The sequence below is a fragment of the Pyxidicoccus sp. MSG2 genome, from assembly GCF_026626705.1.
Lineage (GTDB): Bacteria > Myxococcota > Myxococcia > Myxococcales > Myxococcaceae > Myxococcus.
Genome location: NZ_JAPNKC010000001.1, coordinates 10116780 through 10125000 on the forward strand (window position 1 = coordinate 10116780; position 8221 = coordinate 10125000).

An 8221-nucleotide genomic window follows, 5' to 3' on the forward strand; every position below is an offset into this window, starting at 1 on the left:
CCATGCGCCTCCTGTACATCCTCGCCAGCTATGTGCTCTTCGCGCTCCTGTTCCCGGTGCTCTTGCTGCACCGGAAGACGCGCCATGGGCTGAAGGAGCGGCTCGGCTTCTACGGCCCGGGCAGCCTGCCCCCGCGCGGCGAGGGCCCGGTGTTGTGGCTGCACGGCGCCAGCGCGGGAGACCTGCTCGCCCTGTCGCCGATGTTCGCCCCCCTGCGGGCGCGCTTCCCGGGCTGCCAGCTCATCCTGTCGACGATGACGGACAGCGGCTACGCGATGGCGAAGGGCCGGCTGGCGAAGGACATCGACGGGGTGGTGTACGTGCCCTACGACCTCTGGGGCGCGACGCGCCGGGCGGTGCGGGCCATCCGCCCGGACGTGCTCGTGCTGGAGTACACGGAGATCTGGCCCAACCTCATCCGCGCGGCGAAGCGAGGCGGGGCGCGGGTGGTGATGACGAACGGCCGCTTCTCCCCGAAGAACCTGGGGAAGTACCGCCGCCTGTTCGCGCTCATCGGCAACCCGCTGCACGACCTGGACCTGCTGCTGATGCGACAGGAGGAAGAGGCCGAGCGTGCGAGGAGCCTCGGAGCGCGGCCGGAGTGGGTGCGGGTGACGGGCAACACGAAGTTCGACTCGCTGGCGGGAGGCCCCGCGCGAGAGGACGAGACGCTGCAAGGCGCACTGGGCCTGGAGCCGGGCGCCCGCGTCTGGATTGCCGGAAGCACGCACGAGGGCGAGGAGGAGGTGCTGCTCGAGGCCTACCGCCGCCTGCTGGATCGGTGGCCGGACCTGCGGCTGGTGATTGCGCCGAGGTACGTGGACCGGGCGGCGCGCATCGTGACGCTGGCGCGCGAGAAGGGGCTGAGCGTGGGGCTGCGCTCGCAAGGCAATCCCGAGCGCGGGCAGGTGGTGGTGTTGGACACGATTGGCGAGCTGTCGAGGGCGTACCGGCTGGCGACGGTGGTGTTCGTGGGAGGTTCGTTCACGAAGCGGGGCGGGCAGAACATCCTGGAGCCGGCGGGGCAGGGGAAGCCGGTGCTGTACGGGCCGCACATGGACAACTTCCGGGACAGCGTGGAGCTGCTGACGGGCCACGGCGGCATGCAGGTGAACGATGGAGAAGCCCTGCACGCGGCGCTGACGGAGTGGCTCGCCTCGCCCGAGCAGCTCGCGAGCCTGGGCGAGCAGGCGCAGGCGACGGTGCGGCGAATCTCCGGTGCCAGCGAGAGGAACGCGGAGGCGATGACGACGCTCTTTCCCCATGGGAGGCCGGACCCGCGATGACGCTCATCGTCCATCCGCACTTCCACAAGCGGTACACGGGGGTGACGCGCCACGTGGAGTCGGTGGTGCCCGCGCTCACGCGAGACACGGGCTCGGAGACACGGGTCATCGGCTCCGGCCTGAGTGAGGGCCTGCCGAGAATCACCTGGCCCGAGCTGCTCCGTCGCGCGCGCACGGAGCCGGTGGTGTGGCACGCGCACCGGAACAACGAGCTGCTGGCGGGCATGGTGCTGAAGCTGCTGGGCCGTCGGGTGCGGCTCGTCTTCACGAGACACACCTCCATGGCGCCGAGCGGCTTCACGCGCTTCATCGCGAGGGGTGCGGACGCGCTCGTCTCGCTGACGCGGCAGGTGGCGGAGGTCATCGCGCTGCCCTCGACGGTCATCTCGCACGGCATCGACCTGTCGCGCTTCCACCCTCCGGAGGACCGGGACGAGGCGTGGCGTCGGCTCGGCCAGGGCGGTCGCTACGGCGTGGGCGTCATCGGCCGCATCCGGAAGGAGAAGGGGCAGGGCGACTTCCTCGATGCCGTGCGACCGCTGCTACCGGAGCACCCGGAGTGGCAGGCGGTGCTCGTGGGACTGGCGAAGGGCGCGGACCTGGACTGGGTGAATGGACTGAGGGCTGGCATCGAGGACCGGGTGTCGCTGGCGGGAGAGCAGTCGGTCATCGAGCCCTGGTACCAGGGGCTGAGCGTGCTGGTGCACCCGTCCTACGCGGAGGGGTATTCGCTGGTGCACGTGGAGGCGATGGCTTCCGGGTGCTGCGTGGTGGCGTCGAAGCTGCCGTACCTGGACACGCTCATCGAGCACGGGCGCACGGGTTTCTTCTTCGAGCCCGGCGACGTGAAGGCGCTGCGAGAGTTGCTGGCCATGCTGATGCGGGAGCCGGAGCGCGCGAGAGAGGTGGGGCGCAACGCGGCCGAGGAGGCACGTCGCCGGTGTGGCGTGGAGCACGAGGCGCGGGCGCTGGGAGACCTGTACCGCGCGCTGGTGGAGCGCTGAGCGGATGCGAATCCTCCACCTGCTCGCGAGCCCCTTCTTCAGCGGCCCCGCGGAGAACGTGGCGCTGCTGGCGCTGGCGCAGCGGGATGCCGGGCACGAGGTGACGGTGGCCGTGGACCGGAGGCGCAAGGACGTGCCGGCGGAAGAGCCCGCGGCGCCGCGCTTCCGGGAACTCGGGCTGCTGGATGAGGGAGGGCTGGAGTTGTCGGTGAAGTCGCCGCCCTGGGGAATGTGGAGCGACCTGCGCCGCCTGCGAAAGCGCGAGGTGGACGTGGTGCACTCGCACTTCAGCCACGACCACCTGCTCGCGAGGTGGGGCCGGCCCCGAGGTGCCGTGCTGGTCCGCTCGCTGCACGCGCCACGCTCGCTGCGCGCCTCGCTACCGGCGGCGGACGCCTACACGGTTCCGGCGAGCATGTTGCTTCCACCGCTGCGGGAGAGGGGCAGGACCGCCGAGGTCCTGCCCGCGTTGCTGGACCCCCGATTCCACCCGGCGGCTGACAGAGAGGTCCTGCGCCGCGAACTGGGCGTCACGGGGCAGCCGCTGCTCGGCATGGTCTCGACCTTCCAGCCCTCGCGGCGTCACGCGGTGGGAGTGGAGGCCTTTGCGTTGTTCCGGAGGCAGCGGCCCGAGGCCCGCCTCGTGCTCGTGGGAGATGGGGCGTTACTGGAGGTGACGCGGCGGCAGGTGACGGAGCTCGGCCTGGAGGACGCCGTCACCTTCACGGGCTACCAGCAGGGGGAAGCGTTCGTGCGCTGGCTCCAGGCGCTGGACGAGGTGTGGTTGCTCGGGCTTGGCAATGACTGGAGTGCGAGAGCCGCCGCCCAGGCCCGTGCCTGCGGCGTGCGAGTGGTGGCGGTGGAGGAGGGCGCATTGCCGGACCTCGCGGATGCGCGGGTGGAGTCACCGACGCCGGAGGCAGTGGTCTCCGCCGCACTCTCCGGACAACGAGCACCGGTCGCGCACCCGACGAACGCGCGAATCGCGAGTGACATGCTGGCGCTCTACGAGCGAGCGAGATGCGCCCGGTGAGCAACACGCCGACCGAAGCGCCTACGGCCATCGAGCGGGTCTTCTATCCGCCAGCCCCCGAAACCTGGGGGCGTCGCGCACTGCTCTCGCCCCTCAGCGCGCTGTCCTGGCCGTACGCGGCGGCCGTGCACTTGCGGCGAGCCCTCTACGATGCGGGCCTGCTGCGCGCCGAGCGCGTGGAAGGCCTGCGAGTCATCTCCGTGGGCAACGTCAACGTGGGAGGAACGGGCAAGACGCCAGCGGTGCTCCACCTGGCTGAGCTGCTGGTGCGAGCAGGACACAAGGTCGGCATCCTCACGCGCGGCTACGGGCGAGGCTCGCGCGAGCCGCTGAGCTTTACCGGCTCGGAGCCGCTGCCGTCCGTCGAGGACGCTGGCGACGAGCCGCTCCTGCTCGCACGTCGCTGTCCCCAGGCGCGCCTCTTCGTGGGAGCGGACCGCGTAGCCAGCGCGTACCGCGCGCGCGACGAATTCGGCCTGGACACGGTGTTGCTCGACGACGGTTTCCAGCATCGCAGGCTCGCGCGTGACGAGGACCTTGTCGTGGTGGACGAGGCCGTGGGACTGGGCAATGGCCACATGCTTCCCCGGGGCCCACTGCGCGAGCCGCGCTCGTCCCTGCGCCGCGCCACCCTGCTCTGGGTTCGCGCCTCCTCGTCGGCTGCGGACACCTCCACGCTGGCGCCAGGCCCTGAGCTGCCCGCGGGTCGCCTTCCCCCAGGGAATCCAGCGCGTGCGCCACAATCGATGGAGGCCACGGGCCCTGGGGTGCTTGCGGGTCGCCTTCCCTCAGGGAATCCAGCGCGTGCACCGACACCCATGGAGGCCATGGGCCCCGACCTGCCCGAGGCCAGAGGAGTCCCTCGCGTCCGCACCCGCTACCGACCTACGGCATGGCTGGAGCCCTCGGGCCGCGTCCTCCCGACGGACACGTTGGCCGGGCAGCCGGTGCTAGCGCTCGCGGGGCTTGCCCGGCCAGGGGGCTTCCTGAGGACCCTGCATTCCCTCGGCGCGGAGGTGCGTGATGCGGCCCTCTTTCCGGACCACCACCGCTTCACGGCGGACGAGCTCCGGGACGTGGAGTCGCGAGCCGCCCGGCAGGGCGCACGGGTGGTGACGACGGAGAAGGACGCGGTGCGCCTGCCACCCGGCTTCTCGGCGTGGGTGGTGCGGCTGGGGGTGGAGGTTCTGGAGGGCGAGTCCCACCTGCGCCGGGCGCTCGGGCTGGCGGACGTGCCGCGCGACTTGTGAGGCGCGGGGGGCTGTGGGACAAACCGCCGCCATGGCCGCAGTCTCGCCCGCTCGCTCGTTGTCTTCGCCCTCGCGCCTGCCGCTCGCCTTCGCGCGACGCCGGGTGTTGCTGGTCGGGGACCTGGTTGCCGACCACTACATCTACGGTCAGACGGATAGGGTGAGCCGCGAGGCTCCGGTGCTCATCGTTCGCTACGAGTCCGCGGAGGTGAAGCTGGGCGGCGGCGCCAACGTGGCGGCCAATGTCCGGGCGCTCTCAGGGCAGGTGACGGCGGTGGGAGCGCTCGGCGTGGACGAGATGGGGAGCGCGCTCCGCCGCCTCTTCGACGAGGCAGGCATCCGCCTCCACGCGGTGAGCGGGCGCGGCATCGAGACGGAGACGAAGACGCGCATCCTTGCCGGTGGCGTGAGCACGACGCGCCAGCAGATGTTGCGGCTGGACCGGGGCCAGCGAGGCTCGCTGCCGCCGCGCATGCGCAAGGCGCTGGCGAAGCAGGTGGAAGAAGCAGCGCGGGACGCGGACGCGGTGGTGGTGTCCGACTACGGCGCGGGCGTGCTGGGGGACGAGGTACGCGAGGTGCTGCGGCGCCTGGCGGCGGATGGCCTGCCGGTGTGCGTGGACAGCCGCTATGCCCTGTCCTCCTTCGCGGGGCTGACGGTGTGCAAGCCCAACGAGCCGGAGCTCGAGGCGCTCGCCGGGCGCCCGGTGCGGACGGAAGCGGACCTGCTGGAAGCGGGGCACGCGGCGCTGCGGAGACTGGACTGCCGTGCGCTGCTGGTGACGCGAGGCCGGCACGGCATGACGCTTTTCGACGCGGAAGGCGGGGTGGACCACATCCCAGTCCATGGCGCGAAGTCGGCGGTGGACGTGACGGGGGCGGGAGACACGGTGATTGCCACCTTCTCGCTGGCAATGGCGGCGGGCGCCACGTTCGGTGAGGCGGCACGGCTGGCGAACGTGGCTGGCTCACTGGTGGTGCAGAAGCCGGGCACGGCGACGGTGTCGAAGGAAGAGCTGCTCGAAGAGCTGCGGAGCGCGCGATGAGCACCCTGGACAAGCTCCAACCCCTCGCGAAGGTGGCGGAGGAACGCGAGCGCTGGAGGACCGAGGGCCGCACGGTGGCACTGGCCAACGGCGTCTTCGACCTGCTGCACGTGGGCCACGTCCGCTACCTCGAGGGAGCGCGGGCGCTCGCGGACGTGCTCGTGGTGGCGGTGAACTCGGACGCGTCCACGCGGGCCTACAAGGGCCCGGGCCGCCCCTACATCCCCGAGGCCGAGCGGGCCGAGTTGGTGGCCGCGCTCACCTGCACGGACCGGGTCATCGTCTTCGACGAGCCCAACGTGCGGAGCATCATCCGCGCCCTGAAGCCGGACGTGCACGTGAAGGGCACGGACTACACGCCGGACAGCATCCCCGAGGGCGACGAGGTCCGCGCCTACGGTGGCCGCACCGCGGTGTCTGGAGACCCGAAGGACCACAGCACCACGGACCTCGCCCGGCGCCTCGGTCGCGAGGGGACGAAGTAGCCCGTGCCGCCCCTGGACGAGGCGCTGCGGTCCGTCCTGGGCTGTCCCCTGTGCAAGGGCCCGCTGACGGTGCACGAAGAGGCCTCGCGCACCGAGGTCCGTTGTCCGCGTTGTCACTCTGCCTGGCCGGTGGAGGAAGGAGTCCCCCGGATGGTGCCGGAGCGGCAGTCGCGGACCGCGCCCGAGCCAGGCTAGGGACTACCGGGTCCGCGAGTCACGAAGGGCCGAGGCGAAGGCTCGCACCTCTTCCGAGGCCCGAGCCTCCAGGCCCTCTCCGCCCGCACCATCCACGAGCGCCGTGAGGTCCACCATGCGGTGCGGCGCATAGGCATGGCCCCAGCGCTCCATGTCCATGCGGAGGAAGAAGGCCAGGGTGGGGGCGCCCACGGCCACCGACAGGTGCATGGGCCCGGTGTTGTTGCACACGGTGAACCCTGCCGCGCGCATGAGGGCCGCGAGCTCGTCCAGGTTCGTGGCGGGAGCGAGCCGGCTCCCGGGCGCGGCCTCCACCACGGAGCGGGCGAGCTCTTCCTCACCCGGACCCCAGGTGACGATGGGGACACGGCCCATTTCCAGCAGCGTCCGGGCGGCGGCTGCGAAGGCCTGGGGCGGAATGCGCCGGGGGCCCATGCGCCCGCCCGGGTTGATGACCGCGGACGCGGTGCCGGCGTTCGCCTCCAGCCAGGCACGGATGGAGGGGCCTACGGCCGGCTCGCGGAAGGACAGGCCGCGAGCCACGGCGCCACCGGTGAGCGGGGTGAGCAGGTGCGTACGCTGCACGGCCTCGTTCCGCGTGTCAGGGCGAGCCGGCACGGACAGCGAATGGAGCCGGGACACCGGCCAGACATCCGGGCCGATGACCACCGCATGGGGCCCGGCGATGCGCGACACGAGCGCGCTCGTCACGGAGGGGGACTCCCAGTTGGCGCAGTCCACCACCACGTCGTAGCGCTCGCGGCGCAGCGCCCGGAGCCCGGGCGCCAGCGGTCCCATCCAGAGCCGCCGCCGGTCGAACGCGATGACCGCGTCCGCGTCCGGATGACCGGCCAGTACGCGCGCCACCTTCGCGTGGGCGAGCACGTGCACTTCCGGAGCGGGGTGCACATTCGCCTTGAGGGTGCGCATCAGGGGGGTGGTGAGCAGTGCCTCGCCCACGCGGTTGTCGGGCCGCACGAGCAGCACCTTCCGGGGGACGGGCAGGGAACTTCCAGGACGGCGACGACGCCCGGGGCGCCAGAACAGGGCGGACGCCACGAGCGCCAGCGCCAGCTTCGCCCACAGCTCGAGCCGCTTGTGCCAGGACATCTCGGCGGCGGACCCTACACAGAAACAGAAGCGGTGCAAGCGCGCGGCTTGACCTGGGGGCCGAAAGCCCCTAGCAACCGCCCAATGCTGAAGAGCATGACCGGGTTCGGAGCGGGCCGCGCGCGCGTGGGAGACGAAGAGGTCTCCGTCGAGCTGCGCTCGCTCAACCACAAGTTCTGCGAAGTGAAGGCGCGGCTGCCCCGCGAGTTGTCGTCGCTGGAGCCGACGGTGACGAAGCAGGTGAAGGACCGGCTGGCCCGTGGCTCGGTGGAGCTGCTGGTGAAGCGGCAGGCCCCCACCGCCTCCGGCACGGTTCCCACGGTGGATATGGGCCTGGCGCGCGAGTACGTGCGCGCCTTCCGCGAGCTGGCCAAGGAGCTGGGCCTGGCGGGAGAGGTCGCCTGGTCCCAGGTGGCGAACCAGCCCGGTGTCGTCCGCCTGGAGGAGAAGGGGGTGGACGTGGAGTCCGCCACGCCGGCGCTGCAGGCCGCGCTCGACCAGGCCCTGACGGCGCTGGAGAAGATGCGCCTCGTCGAGGGCGAGGCCATCTACGCGGACCTCGATGCCCGGCTGAAGCTGCTCGAGGGCTGGAGCCGCGAAGTGGCGCAGTTCGCCCCGCGCGCCGTGCAGGAGTACCAGCAGCGGCTCTCGGACCGAATCGCGGAGCTCGCGCGCGGCGTGGCGGTGGACCCGCAGCGGCTCGCACAGGAAGTGGCCCTCTTCGCCGAGCGCACGGACATCGCCGAGGAAGTCACGCGCCTCGCGAGCCACCTCGAGCAGTTCCGGGCCCTCATGGCCAGCAGCGAGCCTGCC

At 71.7% G+C, this 8221-nt stretch carries 9 protein-coding genes (1 of these 9 running past the window's edge); 8 read left to right on the forward strand and 1 reads right to left on the reverse strand.

All coding sequences use genetic code 11. The features are described from left to right. Positions 1-2 precede the first annotated feature (2 nt). From OV427_RS39425 to OV427_RS50640, 7 genes are read left to right on the forward strand one after another with little or no spacing between them, the layout of a single operon-like run. Positions 3-1286, forward strand: coding sequence for a 3-deoxy-D-manno-octulosonic acid transferase (locus tag OV427_RS39425; protein WP_267861385.1), 1284 nt, complete (start codon positions 3-5; stop codon positions 1284-1286). Beyond that, positions 1283-2290 carry a glycosyltransferase family 4 protein gene (locus OV427_RS39430; RefSeq protein ID WP_267861386.1) on the forward strand — a complete coding sequence of 336 codons (1008 nt, stop codon included), beginning with the start codon at positions 1283-1285 and terminating at the stop codon, positions 2288-2290. Before OV427_RS39425 ends, OV427_RS39430 begins: the two co-directional genes overlap by 4 nt. Before the next feature lie 4 nt (positions 2291-2294). Then, on the forward strand, positions 2295-3323 hold the full coding sequence (locus tag OV427_RS39435; RefSeq protein ID WP_267861387.1) for a glycosyltransferase: 1029 nt from the start codon (positions 2295-2297) through the stop codon (positions 3321-3323). Further along, positions 3311-4573, forward strand: coding sequence for a tetraacyldisaccharide 4'-kinase (gene lpxK, locus OV427_RS39440; RefSeq protein WP_267861388.1), 1263 nt, complete (start codon positions 3311-3313; stop codon positions 4571-4573). Before OV427_RS39435 ends, lpxK begins: the two co-directional genes overlap by 13 nt. Before the next feature lie 31 nt (positions 4574-4604). Continuing rightward, the gene (locus OV427_RS39445) at positions 4605-5618 is read left to right on the forward strand and encodes a bifunctional heptose 7-phosphate kinase/heptose 1-phosphate adenyltransferase (protein WP_267861389.1); all 1014 of its coding nucleotides are present in this window, start codon (positions 4605-4607) and stop codon (positions 5616-5618) included. Continuing rightward, positions 5615-6103 (forward strand): adenylyltransferase/cytidyltransferase family protein, encoded by a 489-nt coding sequence (locus tag OV427_RS39450; protein WP_267861390.1) that lies wholly within the window; start codon positions 5615-5617, stop codon positions 6101-6103. The genes OV427_RS39445 and OV427_RS39450 overlap by 4 nt, the downstream gene beginning before the upstream one ends. Before the next feature lie 3 nt (positions 6104-6106). Further along, positions 6107-6298 carry a Trm112 family protein gene (locus OV427_RS50640; RefSeq protein ID WP_324290024.1) on the forward strand — a complete coding sequence of 64 codons (192 nt, stop codon included), beginning with the start codon at positions 6107-6109 and terminating at the stop codon, positions 6296-6298. Positions 6299-6301: 3 nt separating this feature from the next. On the opposite strand, the gene OV427_RS39455 is transcribed toward OV427_RS50640, so the two are convergent. Next, positions 6302-7408: a glycosyltransferase family 9 protein gene (locus OV427_RS39455; RefSeq protein ID WP_267861391.1), complete on the reverse strand. Its 1107-nt coding sequence runs from the start codon at positions 7406-7408 to the stop codon at positions 6302-6304. 84 nt (positions 7409-7492) lie between these two features. On the opposite strand from OV427_RS39455, the gene OV427_RS39460 reads away from it, so the two are divergent. Next, on the forward strand, positions 7493-8221 hold the 5' portion of the coding sequence (locus OV427_RS39460) for a YicC/YloC family endoribonuclease (protein WP_267861392.1). Its footprint extends 150 nt past the window's final position; only the first 729 of its 879 coding nucleotides appear in the window; the start codon lies at positions 7493-7495; its stop codon lies beyond the right edge, outside the window.

Bases quoted from the DNA above. Each gene is read 5' to 3' on its own strand.
- OV427_RS39450 (WP_267861390.1), top strand. From the start codon at position 5,615: ATGAGCACCCTGGACAAGCTCCAACCCCTCGCGAAGGTGGCGGAGGAA.
- OV427_RS39445 (WP_267861389.1), top strand. From the start codon at position 4,605: ATGGCCGCAGTCTCGCCCGCTCGCTCGTTGTCTTCGCCCTCGCGCCTG.
- OV427_RS39430 (WP_267861386.1), top strand. From the start codon at position 1,283: ATGACGCTCATCGTCCATCCGCACTTCCACAAGCGGTACACGGGGGTG.
- lpxK (WP_267861388.1), top strand. From the start codon at position 3,311: ATGCGCCCGGTGAGCAACACGCCGACCGAAGCGCCTACGGCCATCGAG.
- OV427_RS39425 (WP_267861385.1), top strand. From the start codon at position 3: ATGCGCCTCCTGTACATCCTCGCCAGCTATGTGCTCTTCGCGCTCCTG.
- OV427_RS39455 (WP_267861391.1), bottom strand. From the start codon at position 7,408: ATGTCCTGGCACAAGCGGCTCGAGCTGTGGGCGAAGCTGGCGCTGGCG.
- OV427_RS39435 (WP_267861387.1), top strand. From the start codon at position 2,295: ATGCGAATCCTCCACCTGCTCGCGAGCCCCTTCTTCAGCGGCCCCGCG.